Origin of the sequence: Parvibaculum sp., assembly GCF_046297875.1 — a bacterium.
In the GTDB taxonomy this organism is placed as follows: domain Bacteria; phylum Pseudomonadota; class Alphaproteobacteria; order Parvibaculales; family Parvibaculaceae; genus Parvibaculum.
In genome coordinates this window covers 750,886-777,117 of the sequence record NZ_JBKBHD010000001.1, presented here as the reverse complement: position 1 = coordinate 777,117, position 26,232 = coordinate 750,886, and the positions used below count along the sequence as shown (strand labels likewise).

The window sequence follows — 26,232 nt, the reverse complement described above, 5'->3', positions numbered from 1 at the left end:
GGGCAGCATAGGCGGCTTCCGCCCCAATGCAAGATTTCGCGGGGGACGCCGGCGCCGCGGCGGCCTCCCGGCTTATGGTGAAAGGATCCGGCCAAGCCTCGGTTTCCGCCGCCATTCCGGCTTTACGTAGCGGCGCGGGCGCGCGCCCTTTTGCCGAAAAGAGGCTTGCAAGGAGCGCCTCTCGCCCCCATACCTCCCCGGAACGAGAGGAATATGGCCATGGCCCGTAATCCGGCAGAAAGTCTCGACGATTTCGCCAGGGCGAAGCTAGAGGCACTGGAAGCACAGGCGCTGCGCCGCCGCCTGATCGAGACCGACAGGCGCGAAGGCTCGGTCGCGTTCCGCGATGGCCGCCGCCTCGTCTCCTTCTGCTGCAACGATTATCTGAATCTCTCGCAGAACGGGGCGGTCAAGCGCGCCGCCATTGAGGCGACTGAAAAATACGGCACCGGCTCCGGCGCTTCCCGCCTTGTCTCCGGCAATCACCCGCTCTTCCGTGAACTCGAAATGCGGCTCGCCAATTGGAAGCAGGCGGAAGACTGCGTCGTCTTCGGCTCGGGCTACATGGCCAATCTCGGCATCATTCCCACGCTCACGCGCGAGGGCGATCTGATCGTCGCCGATGAGCTTTCCCATGCCTGCCTGCTGTCGGGCTCGAAACTGTCAGGCGCCCATGTCGAGATCTTCCGTCACAACGACATGGCCCATCTCGAGGCCCTGCTCGCCGCGCATCGCGGCAACGCGCAGCATTGCCTTGTCGTCACCGACGGCATTTTCAGCATGGATGGCGATGCGGCGCCCGTCGCCGAAATGGCCGAAATCGCAAGACATCACGACGCCTGGCTGATGACGGATGATGCGCATGGGCTCGGCGTCGTCGGCCATGAAGGCCGCGGGTCGAGCTTCATGGGGCACGCAAAGGCCGATGTGCCGCTGCAGATGGGCACGCTCTCGAAAGCTATCGGCGCCTATGGCGGCTATCTCTGCGCCAGCGCCCCCGTTTCGGACCTCATCCGCACCCGCGCCCGCACGCTCATATATTCGACGGGCCTGCCGCCCGGCACGGCCGCTGCTGCCATCGCCGCGCTCGATTTCATCAGGGATAATCCCGATTACTGCCGTCGCCCGGTCGAGAAGGCGCGCGCCTTTACCCGCGCGCTGAGTCTGCCAGATCCCGAAAGCCCCATCGTGCCGCTGATCCTTGGCGATGCGGAGGTGACGCTCGCCGCATCGATGCTGCTGGAAGCCGAAGGCTATCTCGTCACCGGCATCCGCCCGCCGACGGTGCCGGCGGGCACGGCGCGTCTGCGCTTCACCTTCACCGCCGAACATGACGACGCGGATATTGCGCGGCTTGCCTCAATCGTCGGTGAAAAGATTTTGTCCCGCGCCGCCGCCGAATAGAAATGAGATCCATGCCTCCCATTTTCGTTACCTCGTCCGGCACCGAAATCGGCAAGACCTATGTCTCGGCCATGCTGACGCGCGAATTGAAGGCGCGCGCGATCAAGCCGCTCGTCAGCGGCATCGACGAGGAAACATTTGCAGAAAGCGATCCGGCCGCACTTCTCGCCGCGATGGGCGAGGAAGTGAGCTTCGCCAATGCAGGCCTCGTCTCGCGCTGGCGCTTCAAGGCGGCGCTGTCGCCGGACATGGCGGCGAAACGCGAAGGCCGCAGCATCGACTTCCGCGAACTCGTCGATGAATGTGTGGGCGTGGCAAAGAAGCATGACCCGCTGCTGATTGAAGGCGTCGGCGGACTCATGGTGCCGCTCGACGGCACGCACACCGTTCTCGACTGGATGAAGGCGCTCGACGCGCAAACAGGCCTCGCCTCCGTCCTCGTCGTCGGCGCCTATCTTGGTACGATCAGCCATACGCTGACGACGCTCGCCGTCATGCGCGCCGAAGGGTTGACGCCCCGCGTGATTGTTTTGAGTGAGAAGGAGCCGGGCCCGGTTCCTGCCGAAGAAACAGCGGACACGATTGCGCGCTTTTCCGGCGGCGTACCGGTTCGCATCGTGCCGCGCGGCGGCGCGGCATCGCTCCGCGAGTTCTTCTGATCGGGACTATTTCGGCCCGATCAACGCCCAGAGAATGAGGCCAATGACCGGCACCAGGATCACGGCGGCAATCCAGATCGCCTTCCAGATGGGTTCGGCATTGCTCTGCGCAATGCGGACGATCGCATAGATCACCGCGACGAGCAGGAGAACGCCGAAAAATCCGCCAAAAGGTCCACCGGGCATGGGATCGTCTTTCCAGTTCGAGCAACAAGCAGGAAGGACAGACTAGGGCCTTCGCTCCGCCATGCAACCTTCAGATGAGGCGCGGGCTTGCGAGCCCTTCGAATTCGAGCAGCCATTTCTTCGTCGGCAATCCGCCGCCGAAGCCGGTCAGCGACCCGTCCGCGCCGATCACCCGGTGGCAGGGCACGATGATCGGGATCGGGTTCTTCCCGTTGGCAAGCCCCACCGCGCGCATGCCTTTCGGATTGCCGATTTCGCGGGCAATCTCGGCATAGCTCCGCGTCTCTCCGAAGGGAATGGCGGAAAGCGCGCGCCAGACGCTTAGCTGAAACGCGGTGCCGGAGGGCGCAAGCGTCAGATCGTAAAAGCCCTTCTTCTTTCCCTCGAAATATTTTTCGAGAGCCTTCACCGCCTTGTCGAGATGGGTGCGCGCTCTGGCGCTGCCCTCGCGTTTCGGAAAGGACACATCCTTCTGGTTTGGAAAGAGCACGGTGGCAAGGCCCGCGTCCGTGGCTGCGAGGCGCAATCGGCCGATCGGCGTGTCGAGCACCGCCGTTGCAAGCGCCTCGTCATCGGGAAGTTTCATCGCGTTTCTCCTTCGATGGTCCAGAGCGCCAGCGCCGCGTAGCCGCGCCAGGGCCGCCATGCATCAGACATGGCTTCGATTGCCTTGGTGGAAACGGGCGCGCTCTTGCCAGCCGCCTTCCGCAATCCGAGGTCGGAGGCGGGAAAGGCATCCGGCTCGCCGATGGCGCGCAGCGCCACATAATGCGCCGTCCACTCGCCAATGCCCGGCAATGCGGTAAGCGCCGCTACGCTAGCTTCAAGGCTTTCGCGCGGCGTGAAGTCGATCTTGCCGCTCGCCGTCGCCCGCGCAAGCGAGGTGAGCGTCGCAATCCGCCCGCCCGTAAGGCCGAGGCCGGAAAGATCCGCTTTTGCGAGGACACGCGCGGGCGGAAAGAAATGCGTCAGGCCCTCGTCATTGGCAGGGCACGCCGCGCCGAATTTCGCCACGATGCGGCTCGCAATCGTCGTCGCGCCCTTCACCGAAATCTGCTGGCCGAGTACCGCGCGTGTCGCAAGTTCGAAGCCGTCGAAACTGCCCGGCACGCGAAGCCCCGGTGCGCGGCCGAGCCGCGGGCCTATCAGCTCCTCGCCTCCAAGCGCGGCCGCGATCGCACCCGGCTCCGAATCGAGATCGAACAGCCGCCGGAGCCGCGCCGCGATCGTGCGGATCGGCAAGGCGCCCTTGCCCGCCTCGAAAAACCTCACCCGTGCATCAAGCGCATGTCCCTTGGGTGCAGGCTCGAGGCTCAGATATCCCGTCGTGCCGTCAATCTCGAAGCTCCGCGCATAGCGCAATGCCTCGATCCTTTCGACACCCGGTATCGCCCGGAAGGCAAGATAGGAAAGCACCTGCCCTAAATCGAAAGGCGGGCGATAGCCGAGCCTGATGCGAATTGAGCTTCCTGCCTGTGTCTCGCTTGCGCGGCGGAGTTCCGTCGGCGCCATGCGATAGGCCTGGCGGATCGCATCGTTGAAACGCCTGAGGCTCCGGTAGCCCGCCGCAAAGGCGATATCGGAAAGCGGCATCGCCGTGTCGGTGATGAGCTGTTTTGCGGTCAGGAGCCGCCGGTTCGCCGCCACGGCTTGGGGCCCCGCGCCGGTATGCGCGAGAAAGAGGCGGCGGAGCTGCCGCTCGCCAAGGCCGAGCCGCGCCGCCAAAGCGTCGACGCTGCCTTCGTCCAGCGCCCCTTCCTCGATGAGACGGAGCGCGCGCGATACTGTCGCCGTCGTCCCCGCCCAGGCGGGCGTGCCCGGCGCGGTTTCCGGGCGGCAGCGCAGACAGGACCGGAAGCCTGCTTCTTCCGCGGCTGCAGCCGAAGCGACGAAGCGGCAATGCGCCCGCTTCGGCACCCGCGCCGGGCAGACCGGACGGCAATAGATACCCGTCGTCGTCACGCAGACGAAGAAGCGACCGTCGAAGCGTGCATCCTTCGCCTGCATGGCGCGGTAGCACTGGTCTTCGTCGAGCGCAGCGGGCACGATATGTCCGTCGATCATGTTCATGGAAGCAGTCTAGGCGCCTGCCGCCAACCGCGCTCGCCAAAATCGGACATGGCCGTCAGTGGGCATGTTGACGCCCCGTCACCCATTCATCGAAGAATTTTCGGTGGAACCGCGCTCTCTTCCGATTGTGCATTTGAGTTCCCCGAAGCCGCTGCTACGATTCCACCCAACAAAAAATCAGAAACAGGCTCCGGTGCGAACCTCGCCCCGGAGAGACATCCGGGGAGGACATCATGTCGGAGAGGGGAGGCGCCGCGTCGGGCGCCGTGGGTGCACTTGCGCCATCGCAAGGATTCAGCGCCGCCTATCGCAACTACGCACTTTTCGTTCTGATGCTCGGTTACACGGCGAATTATGTGGATCGTCAGATCCTCGCAATCCTGCTCGAGCCGATCAAACAGGATCTCGGCGTTTCCGACACGCAGCTAGGCTTCCTCTCGGGCATCACCTTCGCAATCTTCTACGCAACGCTCGGCGTACCCATTGCCATGCTCGCCGACCGCAGCAACCGCCGCAACATCGTCGCGGCCGCCATCGCCATCTTCTCGACCATGACGGTGGTCTGCGGCTTTGTGACGAGCTTCGTGCAGCTGGCACTCGCCCGTATCGGCGTCGGCATCGGCGAGGCGGGGTCGAGCCCGCCCTCGCACTCCATGATCTCCGACATGTTCCCGCCGGAGAAGCGCGCATCGGCCATGGGCATTTATTCGCTCGGTATCAATATCGGCATTCTAGTCGGCTTCCTTGTCGGCGGCTGGGTCAGCCAATGGTATGGCTGGCGCGCGGCTTTCTTCGTTGTCGGCGCGCCCGGCATCCTGATCGCGCTTCTGATCCGCTTCACCTTGAAGGAGCCCGAGCGCGGCCATGCCGATGGTATTTCGGCGCAGGCCACTGCGGCTGCCCCCAAATTCGGGGAAGTCTGGAAACTTCTCTGGGCGCAGCGGTCCTTCCGCCATATCGCCTTTGGTTGTGCGCTTGCCGCCTTTGCGGGCTATGCGGGCGTCACCTGGATTCCCGCCTTCCTGATCCGCTCCTATCAGATGGGCCCTGGCGAGATCGGCACCTGGCTCGCGCTCATCATCGGTTTTGTCGGCGGTGCGGGGACCTATGTCACGGGCTGGCTCGCCGACCGTTTCGGCAAGGGTGACGTGCGATGGAACCTCTGGGTTGTCGCCATCATCATGTTCATCAGCTTTCCCTTTTCGGTGGGCATGTATCTGGCGGGCGACAAATACACCACGCTCGCATTCTTCCTCATTCCGGCCTTTGCAGGTGCGGCCTATATCGGGCCATGCCTCGCCATGACGCAGGCCCTCGTCACGCTCAGGATGCGCGCGGTCGCCTCGGCCGTTCTCTTCCTCATCCTGAACCTGATCGGCATGGGCCTCGGCCCGCAAGCGGTTGGCCTCGTCAGCGATTTCTACTTGCCGACCTATGGCCAGGAGTCGCTGCGCTATGCGCTTCTCACCATCATGTTCGTCTGGATCTGGGCGGGCATCCATTTCGTCCTTGGCGCAAAGACGCTGAAGGCCGATCTCGAGCGGGCGAAGACGCAGGGCCTCGGCGCCTGACGCGATGAAATGTCCGCTCGAACGAGCGGACCTGTTGTGAAAACATGGCGGGGTGAAGGAGCCCCGCCATGTCCTTTTCGGGCACTGCCGCCCGGGCAGGCAGGCGAGGTACTGGCGCGGCCTGGTGAATTGGCGGAAATGTCATGCGCCTGTTGCAATTCTCCGGCTAGGCTCGCTCATGTCCGTCCTGCCCGAGTATCTTATGAAACGCTCTCTCCCGCTCCTCGCCGCCCTGATCCTCGGCTCGTCGCCTGCATATGCCATAGACGAGCGCTACAAGCCCTACCAGCCGCGGCCCGAACTTGCGGGCCATGTTGAAATGAGGGGCAGACCGGCACCGGGCAATCTGCTCGTGCTATGGGGCGAGAGTTTCCGCGCGCAGCAGCCCGGTACCGTCATCGCAGAGGGTGAGGGCGGCATCCGAATCCGTGCCGCAATCGAAGCGCTTGCGATTCTCGTCCACAAGGACAATCCGCTCACCTGCATTTCGCTCGATCAGTTGCGGGCGCTCTATGTGCCGGGTGCGGTCTGGGGAGCGGCTGGCGCGGATGGGCCGTTCGCGGCGGAACCCGTCAAACTTCTGATGCGCGAGGAAGGCCTCGGCGAGGCGGCATTTTTCCGGGAAGCGGTTCTTGGCAATGCGGCACTGCCGTCCGATACGGCTCGATATTCCCGTGCCTCGCGGCTTCTGAAGGCTCTGGCCGCAATGCCTGGCGGCATGACATTCCTGCCGGCCGGCTATCGGGGAGATGGCGCAAAGGCGCTTCAACTGATGGACCGCGGCGCCTGCGCAGCGCCGACGCAAACCAGCGCAAGCCGCGCCGAGTATCCCTTGTCACGTTTCGTCTGGCTCGAAGGCAAGGCCGAAGGCGCGACGCTTGCCTTCTTCGACTATGTGCTGTCCTCGCATGGCCAGCGCGATGCGGTCATCGCAGGCCACTTCATGCTGCCTTATGTTTTCGGCGAGGAAGCGCGCCGGAAGCTCGGCCTTGATTGAGCCCGGCCACCGGGAACTCCCTTCAGGCGAAACAAAACCCCGGCGGATTTCTCCGCCCCATGCGCGACGGCGCACAAAACAAAACCCCCGGCGGATTTCTCCGCCCCATGCGCGACGGCGCCCAAAACAAAACCCCCGGCGGATTTCTCCGCCGGGGGCCTTGCCGTCTTGTGATCTGCGAGGATCGGACGTTTTCTTAGAACGCGAACTGCGTGCGCAGCGCGAGAGCCTGATGACCGAAGTCACGCTGGGCGGCACCGCGATCGTCGACGTCGACGTCGAGGTAGTTCAGCATGAAGCGGATGTTGTTGTTGACGTACCAGTTCAGGCCGAGGGTGATGATGCGCTGCTCACCACCGAAGACGCCGTTGCTGGTGTCGTTCAAGTCAGCCTGGCTGTAGCGAGCCGCGACTTCCCACGCACCCATGCCACCGCTGGTAACAGGATTGGCCGGGCGTACGCCGGAGTAAGCTGCCTTCTTCATATCGTAGCGGTAGGCTTCGCCCGTCATGATCCACGAAGCCTGCAGGTACCACGCGTCGAAGGTCGAGTCATTGCCGACAATGCGGCTCACTTCGTAGCGGTAATATTCGCCCTGAGCACGGAACGGACCGAAGTTGAACGCGAGTTCTGGGCCATATACGGACACCGTGTCGGCTGTGCCGGCGAAGTTCGCGTCGATGTAACGCGAGCCGTCGATGCGGAGTTCGGGACGGTCGCGGAAGCGGATGGCGTCGCCCGGCAGGTTGAACGAGTGCGAGCCAGAAACGCCGATATGGAAGTTCGCACCTTCCTTGGGCGAGGTCGCATAGGCCAGACGGCCAACGACATTCGATGCGTCATAGTCGTCGAGGCCGCCACCGGCCGCGGCCGAGCTCATCGTGTAGTAGGCAGCGCCGAAGAAGTTGTCGGTCGCATGCGAAGCGCCGAGCGTCATGCGCGCTTCACCGGCGGCCGGAGTGATGGCGAGGTTGACCGCCGTCGCACGTTCGATGAAGGTGGTGTCGTTGGACGAGGTCGAGTCGTCGAGCGTCATTTTCGGCTTCGTGGCGCCGACAACGATTTCGGTACCCTTGAAGCCGGCATAGGTGAGCGCAACTTCATAAATACGGGCGTTCGATTCCGTGCCGCTGTCACCGAAGTTGAACTCGATGTTGTACTTGAAGTCCTTGGCGAGTGTGCCGTTGAAGCCGAGACGGGCGCGGCGGAAGTTGGCATTGCCGCGGAGGCCGGAATTGCCCGTCGCAAGGATCATCTGCGTTTCGTCGGTGTCGCTCATGTGGTAGCCGCCGACATCGAGATGGGCGCGGCCGGTGATGGCGAACGAGAAATTGCCATCGGCGGTCTTGAAGACCGGGCGGCCGTTGCTGAGGCTGACTTCTACGTCGCTCTTGCGTTCTTCCAGCGTCTTGATGCGGTTGCCCTGCTGGATTTCGACGTCGTCGATCTTGCGCTGAAGGGCTTCGATCTGCGCCTTGAGAGCGTTCAGTTCGGACTGGGTATTGCTGGCGGCGAATGCCGGTCCCGCGAGAAGGGCAGCGGCGCCAAGTGCAGTGCCGGCCAGAAGAATGTTTCTCAACGTCATTTGACGTCTCCGTGTTCAATGATTGGACTTCTGTTGCAGGTTTGGCAGCCGCGACAATCGCCGCGAACACCCCCCATGAGTCCGCAAGTAACAGGCGCATGTGACGAAATGGCCCCAGTTTTATGACAGACAGATGACGGCCCCCGACTGTGGCAAGCCTGCATCGCCGCGCAGTTGTCACGGTTGCGGAGCGGAAAAGAAAAAAGGCGGCGAAGCCGAAGCTTCGCCGCCCTGACCGGTTCGTTGGGTCGCCGTTCAGAACTCGAAACGGATACCGCCCAGAATGGTGCGGGGCTTGCCGGGCCGCGCACCCGCCGGATCGAACGCCACGTTGTAGACCTCATCGGTCAGGTTCTCGACAATGCCGATCACGCTGACGCCCGGCACGATTTCGACCTCCGTCGAGAAGTCCAGAACGATCCGCTCGTCAATACGCTGATTGACCGGGATGGCGCCCCGGCCAGCGGCCGACCGCGTCTCATCGACATAGTTCGCAACGAGGTTCGCGCGCCAGCCCTCGCCCTCGAGCCCGGCCGAAAGCGTGAGAGCGTGCTTCGGCACATAGGGCAACTCATCGCCCGCCGTCACGGTGCCCCAGGGGCCGAAGCCGCTTGCGAAGCTCGTTTTGAACTTGGCATCGGTATAGGTGTAGACCGCGGCGAGCGGGACAGAGAAGCTTGTGCCGAGGAGGCCCGCCGCATCGTAGCCGGCGGTCAGTTCAACGCCCTTCACATCGACATCGCCGCCATCGAACTGGGTGCCGATCGCGCAACCGCCGCCCGTCGACGCGGTGCAGGTGCCGAGCAGGTTCGAATAATCGTTGAAGAAGCCGATTGCTTCGAAGGACAGGGCGCCGGCGCCATAGCGGAATCCGGCCTCATAGTTGATGGATTTTTCCGCATCCGACGTGGAGCCGGGCCCCGGCGCTGCAAAGCCGCGATGCACCCCGCCGACAAGCTGCCACTCATCATTGAGGTAGTAGACCGTGCCAATGCCGGGGATGAGAACATCGACCGAATTTTTGGCGACTGTCGCCGGGCCGGTGCGGTCCGGATCGGCGAGTCCCCAGCGCGTCTGCCGCAGCTTGATCGATTCGTAGCGCAGGCCCGGCGTGACGGTGAGCTTGCCCCAGTCGATCGTGTCCTGAACGAAGAAGGACCAAGCCTTGGCATCGCCTACGCGGTTGTCCTGGCTGCCAGGTGCGCCCCGTGTCGTCAGCGTCATCACGCCGCCAGCCATCGTGTAGATGTCGTCATTCTGGAGACGGTCCTCCTCGTCTTCGTGGTATCGCACCGAGAATTCGAGATAGTGCGCGAGATCTCCGGTCAGGAAGGACGATCCGAGCACGGACTGGATGCCGGCCGTATAGTATTCGCGATTGTTGTTGCGGACGCGAAGTTCGCCATTGCCCCCGACCAGAATGTCGTAATAGGCGGCGTTGGCGACAGGGTCCTGCAAGACGGCGGAGATGGAGCGCCGGGTCGCTCCGGCGGCGCAGTTGCTGCCGCTCAGACAGACGTCGTTGAGCTTGTACCATGCTCGCTTCGTCTCGGTGTAATAGGCGGTCGTCGTCAGACTGAGATCGTTGGTGAAATCGACGCGATGCGAGCCCTGCAGCGTCAGGTGATCGACATTCATCTCGTCGACCTGGCTTGCCGCGTAGCGGCGATAGGGATTGGCCGCGAAGTCGGCAACCGTCAGGCCGAGATAGGTTTCGTCGGAAACCTCATCGGACCGCTGCACCTTGAATTCGAAAGAGTGGCGTAACCCCGATTGCGCCGTGGAGCGGAAGGCGAGTTTCCCGAGATAATCCTGGATGCGGTAGCCCGTGTCACCGCCGCTATCGAGCTTCTTGAACCCGTCCGTGCGGTCCTGCAGCGTTTCACCGAGAATGCCGGCTTCCCAGGCATCCGACATGGGCATCCAGCCGCCCGCATAGCCATGCACACGCAGCGTGGAATTCTCGCCGCTGAGAATTTTCAGTGAGCCCGAAAGGCCGCCATCCTCGCTGTCGGGAATGGAGGTCGAGAACAGGTTGACCGCCCCGGCAATGGTTGAGGGGCCGTATTTGATGGCGGCCGGACCCTTGACGATTTCCACGGCCTCGATGCGGCCCATGAAGGGGAAGTAATAGGCGGCAGGCGCGGCATAGGGCGCGGGTGCCATCAGCACGCCATCTTCCATGATGACGATCTTGTTGTTGCGGTCGGTACCCGAGCCGCGAATGCCGATATTGGGCCTGAGGCCGTAGCCGTCTTCTTCCTGCAGCTGCACGCCCGGCACCATGCGCAGCGTGCGGTTGACGTCGGTATAGGAAAACTTCTCGATTTCCTCGTTGGAAATGAAGCTCGCCGAACCACCGACCTTAGCCGCACTTTCCGGGGAACCGGTGACAAGCAGCGTGTCGAGAATATAGGTCCGTGACGACGCCTTTTCTTCGTCTCCGGCTTCCGGTGCCACACTTTGCGACAGGGCGGGCGAGGCGCCCAGCACCAGCGCCAGGACACCCGCTGCCGGCGCGATTTTTCCGCTCTTGAACGCCATGAAGTCCCCCTTCTTGCGTATGGTTCTCAATTTCAAGAAAGCGTCATACAAGGGCGCGCAGCCGTTGTAAATGCAAATGACTCGCATTTTTTGTAGCAGAACAGAGATTTTACTTTGGGGGTTTCCGAGGGAAAATGTCAGGCGAGCGGCGGCAGGGTGACCGTAACGACGCAATTGTCGCCGTCGACTTCCATGCGGGCCCGCAATTGGCGAATGAGGCCGCGGAACAGCTTTATGTGAACCTCGCCGGGCCTGCTTTCCATGAGTTCCCCCAGCACGGGCTGGTCGACGCGCATGGTGAGCACCGAGCCGCCGCCAGGTGCAAGCGCCAGCTCGAAGTCGAAGCGGCTCGCCGGTTGGCCGTCCGGCGAAAACTGAGGCGCCGCCTCGGCAATAAGTTCGGTGACCAGAAAGGCCAGCGTCAGCGCGGCATCGGGCAGCGCATGGACCGGCTTCGGGCAATGCATGGTGACGACCGGCCGTCCCCACTCTGTCGACAATTGCTGTTCGGTCGAGTGGCAGAGATCGCGCAGCAGATCCGCAAGATCGACCGAGCGCAGATCGTTGCCCTGATAGAAGGCCGAATGAACGATGCCGAGCGCATTGAGACGGCGTTGAACATCCTGAAAGATCGCCGCCTGCTCGGGCGTCTCCGCGCGCCGGCTCTGCAAGCTGAGCAGGCTGTTCATCACCTGAAGGTTGTTCCGTACACGGTGGTTTATTTCCCGCACCAGCGCCTTCTGGTGTGCGACCGCGGCGCGCAGATCCTCGTTGCGCAAATGGATGGCGTCGGCGAGCGTGTTGAACTTCGTCGCCAATGCCTGCACCTCGGCGGGTGCGCCGTCGTCGCGCTCGATGCGTGCCTTGTCATCGCCCGCAATATAGCGGCGGACTGCCTGACGAACCTTGTTCAAGGGCTCGATGACCATGTGATCCGCCGCCCAGCCCGCCAGCAGGCTTGCCGCAATCCAGATGAGCAGGGGAAAGATCAGCAGAAAATAGAGAATGGTGCGCCCGCCCGCAGAGAGGTCTTCCGGCTCCTGCGCATAGATACCGAACAGATTGCCGGGAAGCGGCGAAACCACATAGATGCGCCGGATACCGTCTTCCCCGGCATGGGCAAAGGCGCCCGTGGTCAGTTCGCCGGGCTGCGACAGGCTGGACGGTATCCAGCCATCTATCGCCGTGCCGTGGCTGCGCTGCGCGAGTATCCGCGCCGACGGATCGGCGATGGCGACGGCGGCGGCGGAGCCAGGTAGCTCCGCTTCTTCCAGCAGCAGCGAGAGAAAACGTGTGGGAACATGGGCGGCGATCAGCCCCGCCACCCGCTGTTCGCGATCGAAAACGGGGATCGTTGCCATCATCATCGGAACCTGCTCCGCCTCCTCATCGGGCGGTCGCGAGATGTCGGGCGCGCGGATGATGAATTGTGGTGCGGAAAGAGCCTTCTCGAACCATGACGGCGCTGCCATTTCGAGGCTGCCTGCGGCCCGCGTGGGCACGCTGCACACGGTTTCGCCGCTCAGCGTGAAAAGACGCAGCGAGGTGACATTCCTGCTTTGTGGCAGGACGCGCCGGAACACGTCCGCACAGGCATCCGCATCCCCGATATCGGCAGGCAGCGCCGCCGAAATCGTGTCGAGGAATGTGTTGATTTCCTGAAGGGCGTTGCGCTGACGAACAAGCACCGATTCACCCGACGCGATCGCAACCTGTTCGCGCAACGCGCGGGTATGCAGCATGTGGCTGTACTGGGCTACCTCGGCCGCGATGCAGAGCGGCAACAGGATCAGCGCCAACCGCATGGCCACACGGCTTCGAAGCGTCAACCGTCCCTCGGGCGACCGTCCGAAATGTGTCAACCAATTCGCTGTTTTGGCCCCCAATGCCAACGGCTGGCCCCTGTCTTCATCTTGTTAGGTTCCGGGCGGGCCGAACGGCATGGCCGGAGAAAGCCGATACGGGATTGCTAGTCCTTGTCCGCACCGTCGTCCTTCTCCGACAATTTGCTCAGCAAGGCCGAAAATTCTTCCGGAATGGGCTCATGAAGAACCTTCTGATAGGCCCGTCGCAGCCCCATGCCCAGCGCTTCGCGCCGCGCATTCTGCTCAACTCTGCTGCGCGCATCCTTCATTTCCTTGCCGGGGCCGGCCTGCCTTTCGGTATCGTCCGCCACGACAATCGTACTCCTCGCGCCCGAAATCGGCGTTTCTGCTGCCCTTTCGGGCCGTGGGAAAAATATTTTCTACGGGATGAAACTCTTTCCACCTGCGCGGGTTCCATAAACAACAAGATTTTTTGCGGTTTTCAACCGCAGACAGCCCGATCGTCTGCGAACTCACATCCTGCCGTCATTCACGGAGTCCAGAAAACCTATGTCTCTCGCTGAACAGATTGCCCCGCTTCTGCCGCATCTCCGCCGCTATGGCCGGGCGCTCACCGGTACCCAAAAGGCCGGCGATGCCTATGTCCGAACGCTTCTGGAAGCGATCATTGCCGACGGGGCCATTCTCGACCGCAAGCTCGATCCCAGGGTTGCTCTCTATCGGGCCTTCCGCGCGATCTGGACGAGTGTGGATATCGGCCTGCCCGAATATGAGGCCTCGGCCGGTGTCGAGGGTGTCGTGACCAGGCGCCTTGCTCATGTCACGCCGATCAATCGGCAGGCCCTGCTGCTGACCGCCATGGAGGGCTTCAGCAATCAGGAGGCCGCGACGATTCTGGGCGTTGCGCCGGGCGAAATTGCGGCGCTGGTCGAGGCCGCATTGAAGGAGATCGATGAGCAGATCGCGACCACAGTCCTCATCATCGAGGACGAGCCGATCATCTCGATGGATCTGGAGCAGATCGTGCGCGAGCTCGGCCATGACGTAATGGCAACGGTCGTCACGCGCGATGAAGCCATCAGCGCCGTCTCGACACGCCGTCCCGGCCTTGTCCTCGCGGACATCCAGCTCGCCGACGGCAGCTCCGGCATCGACGCAGTGAAGGACATATTTGCGCGCTTCTCCGTCCCGGTCATTTTCATCACCGCATATCCGGAGCGCCTGCTGACGGGCGAGCGCCCGGAGCCGACATTCCTCATCACCAAGCCCTTTCTCCAGAGTACGGTGAAGGCGGCTATCGGCCAGGCATTATTCTTCAGTATGCGGGAAAGCGCTGCTGCCTGACGGGGCATTGGCGAAACAGGAAAGGCGCCATCTTTCGATGGCGCCTTTCGTATCTCTGACGAGGCCTTTTCAGCGGGCGATCCTCGACATTTCGTTCATGATCGCGTCGGTCGCCTCGCCTGCGCTGAGCGTGCCTTCGCTTCGCGCCGGCAGGAGACCCTTCTCAATCATTTCGTCGAGCGCCACACGGGCTCGCGCAACACGGCTTTTCACTGTGCCGACAGCACATTCGCAAATGCCGGCCGCTTCCTCGTAGGAAAAGCCACCGGCACCCACCAGAATGAGTGCCTCGCGTTGCGCTTCCGGCAAACGCATCAGCGCGCGCTGCAGATCGGAAAGCTGCATCTCGTGGTCCTGATGCGCGGGTGTCGAGAGGGTTCGCTCGGCGATGCCTTCATCCCATTCGCCCTTGAAACGCGCGCGGCGCATCTGCGACAGGAACTGGTTGCGCAGGATGACGAATACCCAGGCGCGCATGTTCGTGCCCGCCCTGTAACGCTTGCGCGCGGCCCATGCCTTGAGCAATGCGTCTTGCGCCAGATCGTCGGCCATGTCCGCCCGGCCGCAAAGGTTGCGGGCGAAGGCACGCAAATGCGGAATAAGCGCTTCGAGTTCCTTCTTGAACTCATTGTCGCTCAACGCTACGGGCTCTGTTATCTCGCTCGAGTCCGTCATGATTTCACTTGCCGCCGTTGCTATCGAGCTGCTCGAGCAGCTTGCGGAACTCCGCGGGGATGGGCTCCTGCGTGACGTCGCGATACATCTGGCGGAGATCCCTGCCAAGGGCGGCTCCCCGGGCACCGACTTCGCGTCGTGAAGCAACTGCATCCGCTGTCCGTGCTCCTTTTTGGCTGTTTTCAATCATGATGCTCAGTCTAATCGTCGATTGGGCGCGAATGTGTCTGTCGCGCAAATGGCTGGTGCTTCTAAAACGCACGAAGGCAGGAAAGGTTCAGCGCCGAAAATCGGGCAACTCCGCCGGGATTCCTCGAATACCCGCTTTAATGCACGGGTTATCCTGAATCGGGACTGCCATGCAGCGCCGCCAATTGTGGCGCAGATGTGAAGGTCAACCGCCGAAAGTTTTATCCGTAAGCGGATGCCATTTGCCGGCCGGGCACAAGAAAGCCGCCCGGAAAAATCTCCGGGCGGCAGGATCTGCGAAGACCGTGCGTCAGCTTCAGTGGCGGTTCAGCCAGCCATCGATCTCCTTCTCGATCTCTTCCTTCTTCTTGCCATAGCGTTCCTGCAGAACGCCGGCGAGCTTGTCGCGCTTGCCTTCGACCTTCTTGATGTCGGAGTCGGTCAGATCGCCCCAGGTCTCTTTGACCTTGCCCTTCATCTGCATCCAGTTGCCTTCAACCTGATCCCAGTTCATGCCGGCCTCCTATGTTGAGATTGCGAGTCCGCCTTTTGGCAGGACCTGCAAATAGAACTGATGGCAGCGCTTTTCGTTCCGCGAGCGTATTAACCGCGCAAACGGACGAAGGGCCCGCGAGGGGCCCTTCGAGACTTGTTCGTTTGTGCGGTCTAGAGCGGTGGGCGCCCTCGGCCTGCAACCCCGAAGATCAGGCTGATGAGGAACAGAACGACGAATATGAAGAAGAGAATCTTCGCGATTTCCGCCGAGGCGGCAGCGATACCGCCGAAGCCGAACACGGCTGCGATAACGGCGATGACGAAGAAAACGGCTGTCCAGTAGAGCATGATAGTCACCGGTCCATTGTTGTGTGCCCGGGCCGTTGTCGCGGCGTCCGGCTTATCCGTCTCGGGATCAACAACGCGCCTGGCGCTTCCCGGTTCCCTCGTTAGAAGCCGCGCATGGGGCGAATGCGTGCGTGCCTTGGCTGCGCGGTCATGTCGCGCGCGGCAAGCTGCGCTATCGAGAGGTGAAGAACGAACCAGACGGTGCCGCCGGCAACCAGCAGTGCGAAGAGCGAAATGATGAGAAGGGGCACGACCTGCCACATCAATTCGAAGGATTCAGTCAGCGGCCGCGCCACCAGCAGGCTCGCCATGAGAGCGGTTCCGCACAGAATACAGAAAGAGCGCAGGCGCCGTTCCCATTTGAATTGTTCCCGATCTGAGAACATCGTCATCGCCCCCTGCACGAATGCTTTGTGGCGAGAACGTGTCGCGCCGGAATTCGTTGCATCGAAAGGAGAGATTTCGCCGCGCTATACCGATTCCTTGACGGCATCGGCCGCAATGGCCGCCATTAGAAGGTCGCGGGAACCAGACGGGCCATCCGGTCGTTCTATCGGCTCAGACTGGTAGCATCGCGAGGAAAGAACGATGTCATACTCGTATCGCGCCCGAATGCCGCGCGCCGGCCTCTCCGATGAACTGCCTGGTTCGCGAAGCTCAATGCAGGATCTGCTTCGTTCGGACGAGTTTTGCCGCAGCCTTCTTGAAGCGGCCCGCTGGCCGGCGGGACCCGTCTGCACGAATTGCGGTGCGACGGGCGAAGCGAGCAAACTTGCAACACGGCCAGGCCTCTGGACCTGCCGCGCCTGCCGCCGGTGTCAGTTTTCGGTGACGTCCGGCACACCGCTGCATCGGACGCGCCTGCCCGTCGCCCATTGGGTGCGGCTTTTCCATCTGATCGAGGTTGCCGGTACGCCGCTTACCATTTCTCAGGTGAGCCGCCGCTTCGATGTTGCCCATCTGACGGCGGAGAACATGCTGAAACGGATTTCCGAACTGAAGGAAAAAATGCCCGGAATGACAACGCGGCTGAAGGGTCTGCTGAGCGAACTGCCCCGCGGCCCAAGGCTTTATGGCCAATCAACGCCCGATCAGAACATTACATAGCGGGGTGGCGGGGCAGCAGGGAGAACGGGGCCGTTACCGCGATGAACCAAAAGCGGCATGGCTTCGTCCTTTGCCTGCTCTTCTCGGTCGCCCGCCAGGCGCGCCGACGCATCGCGAATGCCTGCCGCAGCGCGGCGTACAAGTTCGCGTCCCGCCTCGCAGGCAAGCGCCTGCCGGTCGCAAAATCCCGCAATGTCTCTCGACGCCTGCATGAAGACGATTTGCACGTTGGCGAAGCTCGAAAGATGCCTCGCGACTTCGGCAGGCGCCGGTTCGTCCGTACCCGTCATATATGAAGCGTGGATGATATTTGGTTTGTCGCGCGGCGCAGAAGCGGGCTCGGCCTGCCGGATGAAATATCCCGCAGCCACCATCACCAACAGCATCTTCAGTGCAAACCTGATCATGCCTCACCGCCTCGGCAAAAGAGGTGGCGGGACTATAGCAGGTTTCAATGGGCGTGAAGTGCTTGCAGCGCATTTGATTGCGGGGGCGAGGTGCCGTCCCAATGCGGAACGAATTTTAACGTTTTGGCTGCTACTTGGCCGTGGGTTCCAGATAGCCGCGTGTCAGCACTTCGAGAACGACATCCGAATAGCGCCGCATCAGCGCCTCGTCGATGCCGTCGATGCCATGAACGAATTTGAGGATTGAGCGGTTCGCGAAGATCTGCTCGCAGGCGCCAAGCGCGGCCATATAGAAGAGTGTCGGGTCCATCGGGCGGATGGTGCCGTCGGCGATCCCCGCTTCCATCAGTTCCTTCGCCGTGCGCGCCAGGGGCTCGGCAAAGAAGGTCGTGATCTCGCGCGCGTTTTCCTCGGAGCTGTCGCGCATCAGCACGGCAAGCAGCCGGTAGAGATAGGGATAGCGGAAGAAGGTGCGGATGACGCCTGCAATATGCCTGCGCAGCTTTTCGGCCGGGCGCATGTCGAGCGAGAGAAGGCGGTCGAGTTCGCCAAGCGCCGTTGCCGCGTCGCGCTTGGCAAGCGCGAGCAGCAGGCCGTCCTTGCCGCCGAAATAATAGCTGACCAGCGCCACGTTCACTTCCGCCCGCGCCGCAATGTCGGCAAGCGGCACGTCGATCGTCTGGCGCTCGCTCATCACGGCGCTGGCGGCATCGAGCAGCAGATCCCGGGCTGCCGGGCGCTGGGGTGCTGCCCGCGCCTTTCCCTTCTCTTGCGCTTCCACGAAAGGCCTCCTTGCATCCGTGCCTTTTTCGATTTAAATATAGATTTAAATTTTTAAATGCGCCATTAAAAATAACCTGCGACATAGCGGGAGGCCGGGAGGCAGGGCATGAAGATCACAGCGGCGGTCGCGCGCGCCCCAGAGGCGGATTTCAGCATCGAAGAGCTGGAAATCGACGAGCCGCGCCCCGACGAGATTCTGGTGCGTGTGGTCGGTGTTGGTCTCTGCCACACCGATCTTGTCTTTAAAGCCAGCCAGACGATCCCGCTTCCCGCCGTTTTCGGCCATGAAGGCTCGGGCATCGTCGAGAAGGTCGGCTCGGCCGTGACAAAGGTCGCGCCCGGCGACCGCGTCGCCATCACCTTCCGCTCCTGCGGCGCCTGCGCGCGCTGCGAAAAGGACGACCCGGCTTATTGCCACACCATGCCCCTGCTGAACTATGCCGGCATGCGGCCCGACGGCTCGAAGTCGCTGCAAGGCAAGGGCGAAGACATCGGCAGCAATTTCTTCGGGCAGTCCTCCTTCGCCACGCATTGCATCACCTATGAGCGCAACGTCGTGAAGGTGCCCACGGACTTTCCGCTGGAACTCGCAGGGCCCCTCGGCTGCGGTATCCAGACGGGCGCGGGCGGCATCATGCGCTCGCTTGCCTGCGAAAAGGGATCTTCACTTCTTGTTCTCGGTGGCGGCGCCGTCGGCCTTTCGGCCGTCATGGGCGCGGTGGTGCAGGGCTGCGAAACGATCATCGTGCTCGAGCCGCATGAAGCGCGCCGCAAGCTCGCGCTCGAACTCGGCGCAACTCATGTGCTTGATCCTGCCGTGGCAACGGACCTTCCCGCCGCCGTGCGCGAAATCGTGCCCATCGGCGTCGACTACTCCTTCGACACGACAGGCATCCCCCCGCTGCTCCAGTCGGTGATGCAGTGCCTCGGGCCCCATGGCACATTCGGCATTGTCGGCATCGCGCCTCCGGGCACGCCCATGCCGGGCGACCTCATGCAGGCCGTCACATTCGGCCACACGGTGAAGGGCATCATCGAGGGCGACAGCGACCCCGATACCTTCATTCCCGAAATGATGGAGCTTCACCGGCAGGGCAAGCTGCCCTTCGACAGATTTATCAAGACCTATCCGCTGAGCGAGATCAACCAGGCCATCGCAGACCAGCATCATGGTGACTGTGTGAAGGTTGTGCTTCTCACCGGCCAGAACTGAAAATGCAAAACCCGTATAACAGGACCTCAGGGAGAAACATGAATGTCTGACGCATATATCATCGACGCCTGCCGTACGCCGCGCGGCGTCGGCAAGGTCGGCAAGGGCTCGCTCGCCCACCTGCACCCCCAGCATCTTGCCCGCACGGTTCTCGCCGCGCTTGCGACACGCAACAATCTGAAGACGGATGAAGTCGATGACGTGATCTGGGGCACCTCGTCCCAGCGCGGCGCCCAGGGCGGCGACATGGGCCGTATGGCTGCACTCGACGCCGGCTACTCCATAAAGGCGTCGGGCGTGACGCTTGACCGCTTCTGCGGCTCGGGCATCACGACTGTGAACCTCGCCGCAGCGCAGATCATGTCCGGCATGGAAGATCTCGTCATTGCCGGCGGCACCGAGATGATGAGCTACACTGCTGCCACCGCCGATCCGAAGACACCGCCAATGATGGATGCGGGCAATCTGCATCTGCGCAAGCAGCATCCGCAGTCGCAGCAGGGCGTCTGCGCCGATGCGATCGCCACGCTTGAAGGCATCGACCGCAAGGCCGTTGACGAGCTTGCGCTCGTTTCGCAGCAGCGTGCGGCGAAGGCAATCGAGGAGAACCGCTTCGCAAAGTCGCTCGTCACCGTCTACAATGACGACGGCTCGGTCGCGCTCGACCATGAGGAATTCCCCCGTCCGCAAACGACGATGGAAGGCCTGTCAAGCCTCAAGGCATCGTTCGAAGCCTGGGCCGGTATCCCGGTCGACGCCGAAGGCACGACCTATGGCGACCTGATCCGCAAGCGGTATCCGCAGCTTGAGAAGTTCAACCACATCCACCACGCCGGCAATTCGTCGGGCGTCGTGGACGGTGCGGCGGCGATCCTGCTCGCCTCGAAGCAATATGCCGAGAAGAACGGGTTGAAGCCCCGCGCGCGCATCGTCGCCACCGCGAACATGGGCGACTGCCCGACGCTGATGCTCAACGCGCCGGTACCTGCCGCGAAGAAGGTGCTGCAGAAGGCCGGCTTGAAGATCGAGGACATCGATCTTTTCGAGATCAACGAAGCCTTCGCCGTCGTCGCCGAAAAGTTCATCCGCGATCTCAAGCTCGACCGCGAAAAGGTGAATGTGAATGGCGGCGCCATGGCGCTCGGCCATCCGATCGGCGCCACGGGCTCCATCCTCATCGGCACCGTGCTTGACGAGCTGGAGCGCCGCGACCTGCGCTACGGCCTCGTCACAATGTGCGCCGCAGGCGGCATGGCACCTGCCGTCATCGTCGAGCGTTTGAAGTAACCAGTGACCGACCGGGCGGAAGCGGCCATGCCGTTTCCGCCCGCCCTCAAGGGAAGTTGCATCACATGACTTACACGATCACAGATCTTGCCAATGAATTCGGCATCACGCATCGCGCGCTGCGCTTCTATGAAGAGAAGGGGCTGATCGAGCCCGAGCGCCGCGGCCAGACACGCATCTATTCGCATCGTGACCGTGCGCGCATCCGCCTGATCGTCAATGGCCGCGATGTCGGGCTGACGCTTTATGAAATACGTCAGATTCTCGATGCCTATAACAAGGACGACCTGACCGAGCAGAACCGGCTTGCCGCGCAGTTCTTCCGCAAGCGCCTCGACGCCGTGAAGGAGCAGCGCCGCCTCGTGGACAGCCAGATCGTCCGTCTCGAGGAAGCCTGCGCGCGTTTCGGTGGCGAGGCCATAAAGGCCTCCGCGCCCCGCGCCGGCCGCGCCGATGCGGAACTGCGCACCGGCACGCATTGAACCGCCGCCACTTGCGAATCGCAAATAGGGCCGGGCGGGGCTAAGCTTCGTCCGGCCTTCTTATTGAAAGAATGCTCCGGCAGGCCGGAGCCCACAGGGAGAATGAAGCCATGAGCGAATACAAGCTCCTCATCAATGGCAAACTGGTCGACGGCGCGAAGTCCTCGCCTGTCATCAATCCGGCAACCGAAGAGCCCGTTGCCCTTTGTCCGCGAGCCTCGGAAGCGCAGTTGAACGAAGCCGTCGCCGCCGCCAAGGCTGCCTTCCCCGCCTGGGCCGCAACCCCGATTGCCGAGCGCAAGAAGGCTTTGAGCGCAATCGCTGATGTCATCGAGGCAAACGGTGCCGAGCTCGCCCGTCTTCTGACGCAGGAACAGGGCAAGCCCATCGGCGATGCAACGGGCGAGGTCTACGGCACCGCCGCCTTCTTCCGCTATTTCACCATGCTCGATCTGCCGGTGAAGGTGATTGAGGACAGTGAGGGCAAGAAGGTCGAGGCGCATCGCCGCCCGCTCGGCGTCATCGGTGCCATTGTGCCGTGGAATTTCCCGATGATCCTCATGGCCTTCAAGCTGCCGCCCGCTCTACTCGCCGGCAACACGGTGGTGCTGAAACCCGCGCCGACAACGCCGCTCACCTCGCTGAAACTCGGCGAACTCATCAAGGACATTCTGCCGGCAGGCGTCGTCAATATTCTCGCCGACGAAAACGATCTCGGCGCGCCGCTGACAGCCCATCCCGATGTCCGCAAGATTTCCTTCACCGGCTCCACGGCGACCGGCCAGAAGGTGATGGTCGGCGCAGCCGGGCTCCTGAAGCGCATCACCCTCGAACTCGGCGGCAACGACGCGGGCATCGTACTCGACGACGTGAACCCGAAGGAAGCGGCGCCGAAGCTCTTCCAGAGCGCCTTCCAGAATTCGGGTCAGGTCTGCATCGCCATGAAGCGGCTCTATGTGCACGAGAGTATCTATGACGAAATGTGCGATGAGCTTGCCGCCATCGCCAACAACACGATCATCGGCGACGGGTTGAAGCAGGGCACGCAGCTTGGGCCGCTCCAGAACAGGATGCAGTTCGAGAAGGTGAAGGAGCTGATCGAGGACGCGAAGAAAACCGGCAAGGTGATTGCCGGTGGCGAGGTGCCGGACGAGAAGGGCTATTTCATCCGCCCGACCATCGTCCGCGATATTTCGGACGGCACCCGCCTTGTCGACGAAGAACAGTTCGGCCCGGTGCTGCCGGTCATCAAATATTCCGATCCCGAAGATGCCGTCGCCCGCGCCAATGCCTCGCCTTACGGCCTTGGCGGTTCCATCTGGTCGAACGACAAGAACAAGGCCTATGAACTGGCGACGAAGCTCGACAGCGGCAGCGTCTGGATCAACAAGCATGCCGATCTTGCGCCGAACATACCCTTCGGCGGTGCGCGCCTTTCGGGCATCGGCTCGGAGCTTGGCGAAGAAGGTCTTGCCGAATTCACGCAGTTGAAGATCATCAACATCGCGAAGTAAGCGGCGCGCCTGCCGCTGCCGTGAACGCCGCCCCCGGAAACGGTGGGCGGCGTTTCGTTTTGGCGTCAGGCCTCAGGCCGCGTCCAGATCCAGCTTCCGCCGATCAGCGCCGCGGCAACGGGCGCCAGCGCCCAGGGCATCGGCGCAAAGAAGAGGGCGATCAGAACGCTGACCGCGAAAGCCGCGAGCGCCGCCTGCTTGCCTTTGCGCGAAATGGCGCCGCGCTCCCGCCAGGCGCGAATATGACTGCCGAAAGCGGGATGCTCGACAAGCCAGCGTTCAAGCTCCCTGTTGCTGCGCGCAAAACAGAAGGCGGCGAGGATGATGAAGGGAACGGTCGGCAGCAGTGGTAGCAGGATGCCAATGCCGCCCAGTCCAAGGGCAACAAAGCCGGTAATAAGATAAAGCATCCTGGACATCGGAACTCCGCAAACCCACGGTCCGCCCGGAGATTTGGCGCACCCGACACGATTCGAACGTGTGACCTCTGCCTTCGGAGGGCAGCGCTCTATCCAGCTGAGCTACGGGTGCCAGGGGCAGGCCCGCAAAGGATGAACGGCCTGCCGAAGCGGGCGCAAGGTAGAACAAACCGGCCCCTCAAACAACTGCCGGTTTGGCGGGCGAGGCTTCCGGCGGCCGGACCGGCCGGTGCCCCTTATTTTGCCAGCCCGAAAAGGCCCCTTTCGCCGGAGAGCACCCGGAAGGCGTCCGATATGCCGACCACCGTCTCCGCACCGCCGAGGCAGAGATACCCCCACGGCCGCAGCACTCTGGCAATACCCGCAAAGACGCGCCGCCGCGTATTCTCGTCGAAATAGATGAGGACGTTCCGGCAGAAGACGATGTCGAAGGGACCCATGCCTGCAGCATGCGGGTCGTCGAGCAGATTGTAGCGGCGGAATTCGATCATTTGCCGCAGCGTGTCCTTTGCGCGCCAGCCGTCATTTTCGGGCGTGAAATATTTACGGAGCAGGTGGTCGGGCAGGCCGCGGGAAACTTCGAACATCGAGTAGCGGCCGGTCTCCGCGCGGGCGAGCATGGCGTCGGAAATATCGGTCGCAACGATCTCGACCTGCCAGCCTGCGATGAGCGGCCCCATTTCCGCGAGCGTCATGGCCAGCGAATAGGGCTCTTGCCCGCTCGAGCAGGCCGCACTCCAGATGCGGATACGGCGCGATGTCTTCGCCATGTTCATGACCTCCGGCACAAGGCTCGTCTTGAGCCGCTCGAAAGGCCAGCCATCGCGAAAGAACAGCGTCTCGTTCGTCGTCATGGCATCGACGATCTGGTTCAGCACCTCTTCGTTCCGCGTTCGCCGCATTTCTTCGATGAGCTGGCCGACGCTCGAAACACCTCGCCGCCGCGCGATGGGGGAAAGCCGACTCTCGATGAGATAGCCCTTCTCGGGCGTCACCACGAGGCCTGAGCGTTCATAGAGAATCTGTTTCAGATATTCGAACTCAGGAGCGTTCATTTCTCTCTCCCTCTCCCCCTGCAATACGCATTATTGCCGGACCGATCTGCTGGAGCGGCAGCACGTCGCTGCACAGGCCCGCCTGCGTGACGGCACCTGGCATTCCCCAGACGACGCTGGTCTCGCGATCCTGCGCCAGCACACGCCCGCCCGCTTGCACGACCGCCTCGCAACCCTTGAGCCCGTCGCAACCCATGCCTGTCAGAATGATCGTGAGAAGCCGGTCGCCGAAAATCCGCGCAAGACTTCGCAGCATGGGATCGACGGCGGGCTTACACGAATTCTCGGGTGGCCCATCATCGAGCCGGACGAGAAGGCCGCCGGCTGCCGCCTGCTCGACCACAAGATGCTTGCCGCCCGGCGCGATATAGACGCGACCCGGCTCGATGCGTTCGCCATCCCGGGCTTCGGCGGCGAGGCGCCCGGAATAGCGCGTCATGTGTTGTGCCAGTAACCCGGTGAATGTCGCAGGCATGTGCTGGGTTACGAGGATCGGCTGGGTCAGCGAAGGAGGAATGTTCTTCAGAACCTCAGCCAGCGCCTGCGGTCCGCCCGTCGAAGAGCCGATGGCGATGATCTCAGGCCGCGGAAATGTCTCCTTCCGGCGGCTGGCTTTCGGGTTTGGCGCGGGGCCAGCGGGAGTGGCGGCAGCCTTGGGCTGCGATGGCCGTGCCAGCCGTGCGGCGTGCCGTTCCTGTACGGATTGCGCGCCGGCACCGGCGTGCTGGCGCACCTTGCGCACAAGCTCGGCATAGAAGGCATCGGCGCCGCCTAGACCCGCCTTCGGCTTCTCGACATAGTCCGCCGCACCCATCGCCATCGTCTTCAGTGAAATATCGGCGTCCTTCTGGCTCGCCGCCGATACCATGATGACCTTGAGCGCCGGATGAAGTTCCAGCATGCGCGGCAGGGCGGCAAGCCCGTCAAGCTCCGGCATCTCGATATCGAGCACGACAACGTCGATATCGTGATTGCCGAGCGCCTTCAGTGCCATCAGCCCGTTGGGAACCGACGCGACGACGCTTATGCCGGGTGCCTCGCTCAATGTGCGGGTAACGATACCGCGCGCGATGGCGGAATCGTCGACAACCATCACGCGGCAGACTGTACCGCTCTCTTCGTCCTTGCGATTTCCTGCTTCGCTTTTCATTCGGTTTGCAGTCTTCCCGTTACTTGCGTCCACCGGCGAGCAGCACATCGACGGCGTCCTGCTCCATGCCGTTTCCGGGAAGCGCCGGCCCGTTGAGCAACCCTTGCTCGGCCGGGGCTGCTGCCGCCTGAGACCGCCCTTCCGCAAGACCGTCGAGGCTTCGTCCCACTTCGTCGAGCGTTCCCATCACATACGTGAGCCGTTGACCGGTGATGTCCTGGAAGCAGCACGCCTCCATGATTTCCCCGCAAGAGGCAGCGACCTGCTGTCCTGAAGTTGCAGCGGCCGAGAAATCGATCTCGGCCATTTTCTCGACCGCACTCATGATCCGGTCGACGGCCATTTCCATTTCACTGATCGCCGTCCTCTGCTCATCCAGCGCGCGCTTCAGCTTCTCCATCCGAAAGGCCGGGTCAAGCAACGGATCGATAAACTTGCGGCCACGAAGGACCGCGCGGCACAGGTCGACGCACTCATTTGTGAGGCGCTCGACGAGGTCGAGTTTTCCCGTCTCCGCCATCAGAAATCTCCAAGCACGGTCTTCAGTTTCGCTTTCAGCACTTCCGCACTGAACGGCTTGATGATGTAGTTGTTGACGCCGGCCTGCCGCGCAGCCACGACATTCTCGACCTTGGATTCGGCCGTCACCATTACGAAAGGCAGCGATTTCAGGTTTTCGTCGGCGCGAACTTTCTGAAGCAGCTCGTAGCCCGTCATCGGTTGCATGTTCCAGTCCGAGATGACAAGTCCGTACCGGCGGCCTTTGAGCTTTGCCAGTGCGTCGGTTCCGTCCATCGCTTCGTCGATGTCCGAGAAGCCAAGCTTCTGCAGCAGATTGCGCACGATGCGCAGCATCGTCTTGTAGTCGTCGACGATCAGGATGGGCATTTTCATATCGACGGCCATGTCGATCACTCCTCGA

Annotated in this window: 29 protein-coding genes and 1 tRNA gene; 10 read left to right on the top strand and 20 right to left on the bottom strand. The window is 62.4% G+C overall.

The features are described from left to right. The first annotated feature begins 219 nt into the window (after positions 1-219). A complete protein-coding gene (gene bioF / locus ACK4FH_RS03830; protein ID WP_409811279.1) occupies positions 220-1,404 on the top strand; it encodes an 8-amino-7-oxononanoate synthase in 1,185 nt (394 codons plus the stop codon). Between the two features lie 11 nt (positions 1,405-1,415). Beyond that, positions 1,416-2,063, top strand: coding sequence for a dethiobiotin synthase (gene bioD / locus ACK4FH_RS03825; RefSeq protein ID WP_409811278.1), 648 nt, complete (start codon positions 1,416-1,418; stop codon positions 2,061-2,063). A 6-nt stretch (positions 2,064-2,069) separates the two neighbouring features. On the opposite strand, the gene ACK4FH_RS03820 is transcribed toward bioD, so the two are convergent. The 3 genes from ACK4FH_RS03820 to ACK4FH_RS03810 form a co-directional block, all read right to left on the bottom strand. Then, a complete protein-coding gene (locus ACK4FH_RS03820) occupies positions 2,070-2,249 on the bottom strand; it encodes a PLDc N-terminal domain-containing protein (RefSeq protein WP_409811277.1) in 180 nt (59 codons plus the stop codon). Between the two features lie 70 nt (positions 2,250-2,319). Then, on the bottom strand, positions 2,320-2,835 hold the full coding sequence (locus ACK4FH_RS03815; RefSeq protein ID WP_409811276.1) for a methylated-DNA--[protein]-cysteine S-methyltransferase: 516 nt from the start codon (positions 2,833-2,835) through the stop codon (positions 2,320-2,322). After that, entirely contained in the window at positions 2,832-4,319 is a 1,488-nt protein-coding gene (locus ACK4FH_RS03810; RefSeq protein WP_409811275.1) for a DNA-3-methyladenine glycosylase 2 family protein, read from the bottom strand. Before ACK4FH_RS03810 ends, ACK4FH_RS03815 begins: the two co-directional genes overlap by 4 nt. 233 nt (positions 4,320-4,552) lie before the next feature. Here ACK4FH_RS03810 and ACK4FH_RS03805 point away from each other — a divergent pair, with 233 nt between their 5' ends. Both ACK4FH_RS03805 and ACK4FH_RS03800 read left to right on the top strand, forming a co-directional pair. Further along, positions 4,553-5,890, top strand: a complete 1,338-nt coding sequence (locus ACK4FH_RS03805) for a spinster family MFS transporter (RefSeq protein ID WP_409811274.1) — start codon at positions 4,553-4,555, stop codon at positions 5,888-5,890. Between the two features lie 202 nt (positions 5,891-6,092). Further along, positions 6,093-6,887: a substrate-binding domain-containing protein gene (locus ACK4FH_RS03800; RefSeq protein ID WP_409811273.1), complete on the top strand. Its 795-nt coding sequence runs from the start codon at positions 6,093-6,095 to the stop codon at positions 6,885-6,887. Between the two features lie 196 nt (positions 6,888-7,083). On the opposite strand, the gene ACK4FH_RS03795 is transcribed toward ACK4FH_RS03800, so the two are convergent. The 4 genes from ACK4FH_RS03795 to ACK4FH_RS03780 all read right to left on the bottom strand — a co-directional run bounded on the left by ACK4FH_RS03795 (position 7,084) and on the right by ACK4FH_RS03780 (position 13,192). Further along, positions 7,084-8,472, bottom strand: a complete 1,389-nt coding sequence (locus tag ACK4FH_RS03795; protein WP_409811272.1) for a porin — start codon at positions 8,470-8,472, stop codon at positions 7,084-7,086. 255 nt (positions 8,473-8,727) lie between these two features. Beyond that, entirely contained in the window at positions 8,728-11,016 is a 2,289-nt protein-coding gene (locus tag ACK4FH_RS03790; RefSeq protein WP_409811271.1) for a TonB-dependent receptor family protein, read from the bottom strand. Between the two features lie 137 nt (positions 11,017-11,153). Then, a complete protein-coding gene (locus tag ACK4FH_RS03785) occupies positions 11,154-12,845 on the bottom strand; it encodes a histidine kinase dimerization/phosphoacceptor domain -containing protein (RefSeq protein WP_409811270.1) in 1,692 nt (563 codons plus the stop codon). 140 nt (positions 12,846-12,985) lie between these two features. Beyond that, positions 12,986-13,192, bottom strand: coding sequence for a NepR family anti-sigma factor (locus ACK4FH_RS03780; RefSeq protein WP_409811269.1), 207 nt, complete (start codon positions 13,190-13,192; stop codon positions 12,986-12,988). 199 nt (positions 13,193-13,391) lie between these two features. Here ACK4FH_RS03780 and ACK4FH_RS03775 point away from each other — a divergent pair, with 199 nt between their 5' ends. After that, positions 13,392-14,186 carry a response regulator gene (locus ACK4FH_RS03775; RefSeq protein WP_409811268.1) on the top strand — a complete coding sequence of 265 codons (795 nt, stop codon included), beginning with the start codon at positions 13,392-13,394 and terminating at the stop codon, positions 14,184-14,186. A gap of 69 nt (positions 14,187-14,255) precedes the next feature. Here ACK4FH_RS03775 and ACK4FH_RS03770 read toward each other — a convergent pair whose 3' ends face one another. From ACK4FH_RS03770 to ACK4FH_RS03750, 5 genes are all read right to left on the bottom strand, one after another. Then, positions 14,256-14,861 (bottom strand): sigma-70 family RNA polymerase sigma factor, encoded by a 606-nt coding sequence (locus ACK4FH_RS03770; protein ID WP_409811267.1) that lies wholly within the window; start codon positions 14,859-14,861, stop codon positions 14,256-14,258. Between the two features lie 4 nt (positions 14,862-14,865). After that, positions 14,866-15,051, bottom strand: a complete 186-nt coding sequence (locus ACK4FH_RS03765; protein WP_409811266.1) for a NepR family anti-sigma factor — start codon at positions 15,049-15,051, stop codon at positions 14,866-14,868. Between the two features lie 315 nt (positions 15,052-15,366). Next, a complete protein-coding gene (locus ACK4FH_RS03760) occupies positions 15,367-15,564 on the bottom strand; it encodes a CsbD family protein (protein WP_409811265.1) in 198 nt (65 codons plus the stop codon). Positions 15,565-15,716: 152 nt separating this feature from the next. Beyond that, positions 15,717-15,893 (bottom strand): DUF1328 domain-containing protein, encoded by a 177-nt coding sequence (locus tag ACK4FH_RS03755; RefSeq protein WP_409811264.1) that lies wholly within the window; start codon positions 15,891-15,893, stop codon positions 15,717-15,719. 101 nt (positions 15,894-15,994) lie between these two features. Beyond that, the gene (locus ACK4FH_RS03750; protein WP_409811263.1) at positions 15,995-16,204 is read right to left on the bottom strand and encodes a hypothetical protein; all 210 of its coding nucleotides are present in this window, start codon (positions 16,202-16,204) and stop codon (positions 15,995-15,997) included. A gap of 277 nt (positions 16,205-16,481) precedes the next feature. Between ACK4FH_RS03750 and ACK4FH_RS03745 the strand changes: the two genes are divergently transcribed. Then, positions 16,482-17,000 (top strand): transposase, encoded by a 519-nt coding sequence (locus tag ACK4FH_RS03745; RefSeq protein WP_409811262.1) that lies wholly within the window; start codon positions 16,482-16,484, stop codon positions 16,998-17,000. On the opposite strand, the gene ACK4FH_RS03740 is transcribed toward ACK4FH_RS03745, so the two are convergent. Continuing rightward, on the bottom strand, positions 16,985-17,407 hold the full coding sequence (locus ACK4FH_RS03740) for a hypothetical protein (protein WP_409811261.1): 423 nt from the start codon (positions 17,405-17,407) through the stop codon (positions 16,985-16,987). The two genes, ACK4FH_RS03745 and ACK4FH_RS03740, sit on opposite strands and share 16 nt — an antisense overlap. A gap of 130 nt (positions 17,408-17,537) precedes the next feature. Beyond that, positions 17,538-18,188 (bottom strand): TetR family transcriptional regulator, encoded by a 651-nt coding sequence (locus ACK4FH_RS03735; protein WP_409811260.1) that lies wholly within the window; start codon positions 18,186-18,188, stop codon positions 17,538-17,540. Positions 18,189-18,296: 108 nt separating this feature from the next. On the opposite strand from ACK4FH_RS03735, the gene ACK4FH_RS03730 reads away from it, so the two are divergent. From ACK4FH_RS03730 to ACK4FH_RS03715, 4 genes are all read left to right on the top strand, one after another. Further along, positions 18,297-19,403: an NAD(P)-dependent alcohol dehydrogenase gene (locus ACK4FH_RS03730; RefSeq protein WP_409811259.1), complete on the top strand. Its 1,107-nt coding sequence runs from the start codon at positions 18,297-18,299 to the stop codon at positions 19,401-19,403. A gap of 42 nt (positions 19,404-19,445) precedes the next feature. Then, positions 19,446-20,690 (top strand): acetyl-CoA C-acetyltransferase, encoded by a 1,245-nt coding sequence (locus ACK4FH_RS03725; RefSeq protein WP_409811258.1) that lies wholly within the window; start codon positions 19,446-19,448, stop codon positions 20,688-20,690. Between the two features lie 65 nt (positions 20,691-20,755). Beyond that, the gene (locus tag ACK4FH_RS03720; RefSeq protein WP_409811257.1) at positions 20,756-21,172 is read left to right on the top strand and encodes a MerR family transcriptional regulator; all 417 of its coding nucleotides are present in this window, start codon (positions 20,756-20,758) and stop codon (positions 21,170-21,172) included. 110 nt (positions 21,173-21,282) lie between these two features. Beyond that, entirely contained in the window at positions 21,283-22,686 is a 1,404-nt protein-coding gene (locus ACK4FH_RS03715; protein WP_409811256.1) for an aldehyde dehydrogenase family protein, read from the top strand. 65 nt (positions 22,687-22,751) lie between these two features. On the opposite strand, the gene ACK4FH_RS03710 is transcribed toward ACK4FH_RS03715, so the two are convergent. The 6 genes from ACK4FH_RS03710 to ACK4FH_RS03685 form a co-directional block, all read right to left on the bottom strand. Beyond that, positions 22,752-23,105, bottom strand: a complete 354-nt coding sequence (locus tag ACK4FH_RS03710) for a YbaN family protein (RefSeq protein WP_409811255.1) — start codon at positions 23,103-23,105, stop codon at positions 22,752-22,754. Between the two features lie 35 nt (positions 23,106-23,140). Further along, positions 23,141-23,217 (bottom strand) — tRNA-Arg (locus tag ACK4FH_RS03705). A gap of 124 nt (positions 23,218-23,341) precedes the next feature. Further along, positions 23,342-24,160: a CheR family methyltransferase gene (locus ACK4FH_RS03700; protein ID WP_409811254.1), complete on the bottom strand. Its 819-nt coding sequence runs from the start codon at positions 24,158-24,160 to the stop codon at positions 23,342-23,344. Beyond that, positions 24,147-25,310 carry a chemotaxis response regulator protein-glutamate methylesterase gene (locus ACK4FH_RS03695; RefSeq protein WP_409811253.1) on the bottom strand — a complete coding sequence of 388 codons (1,164 nt, stop codon included), beginning with the start codon at positions 25,308-25,310 and terminating at the stop codon, positions 24,147-24,149. The genes ACK4FH_RS03700 and ACK4FH_RS03695 overlap by 14 nt, the downstream gene beginning before the upstream one ends. Before the next feature lie 19 nt (positions 25,311-25,329). Beyond that, positions 25,330-25,830 (bottom strand): protein phosphatase CheZ, encoded by a 501-nt coding sequence (locus ACK4FH_RS03690; RefSeq protein WP_409811252.1) that lies wholly within the window; start codon positions 25,828-25,830, stop codon positions 25,330-25,332. After that, positions 25,830-26,216: a response regulator gene (locus ACK4FH_RS03685; RefSeq protein ID WP_409811251.1), complete on the bottom strand. Its 387-nt coding sequence runs from the start codon at positions 26,214-26,216 to the stop codon at positions 25,830-25,832. The genes ACK4FH_RS03690 and ACK4FH_RS03685 overlap by 1 nt, the downstream gene beginning before the upstream one ends. Positions 26,217-26,232: the final 16 nt, after the last annotated feature.